The organism is Ciceribacter azotifigens, from assembly GCF_048159625.1.
Lineage (GTDB): Bacteria > Pseudomonadota > Alphaproteobacteria > Rhizobiales > Rhizobiaceae > Allorhizobium > Allorhizobium azotifigens.
The window spans coordinates 1-635 of sequence record NZ_JBLQTA010000084.1; the positions used below are offsets into that span (position 1 = coordinate 1).

Here is a 635-nt window from a genome sequence, read left to right on the forward strand (position 1 = left end):
GGGAGGGGCCGAGGGGGGCTCCCCTCATTGCGGTTGGGTGCCGCTCGATGCGGCGCTCAAGCGCTCCTAAGCCTGGGCGGCCTCGCGCTTGCGCAACAGAAACCGCATCAGGCTCCATCCGACTCCCAAGATGTAGGGTGGCCGCCCAAGAGAGTAGTGTCCGCAATTCAGCCGCAGCACGCTCAATCTGACACCGACACTTTCCAGCCGTTGTAGCAAGCGCTCTGACAGGTCCGGCAAAACAACCGTGTCCCTCGATGCCACTATGACATGAAGCTCGAGGCCTCGCCGCGCCAGCCTGTCTGCATGGTTTTCGAGATTAAGTGGTGCCCAAGCTCTTTGCAGCTGGGCAAGCGTAAGATGCGGCTCGAGGCTCTTCCGGATCGATCGGGTTGCGCGCCCGGTCCATACCATTTCAGCAAGGCTTNACAGGTCCGGCAAAACAACCGTGTCCCTCGATGCCACTATGACATGAAGCTCGAGGCCTCGCCGCGCCAGCCTGTCTGCATGGTTTTCGAGATTAAGTGGTGCCCAAGCTCTTTGCAGCTGGGCAAGCGTAAGATGCGGCTCGAGGCTCTTCCGGATCGATCGGGTTGCGCGCCCGGTCCATACCATTTCAGCAAGGCTTCCTGCAG

The 635-nt window shown here is 60.7% G+C and carries 1 pseudogene; it reads right to left on the reverse strand.

What is annotated here, in order from left to right:
• Positions 1-66 precede the first annotated feature (66 nt).
• Positions 67-426, reverse strand: a pseudogene (locus ACM6UT_RS23440) (dienelactone hydrolase-related enzyme); the annotation flags it as partial.
• Positions 427-635 lie beyond the last annotated feature (209 nt).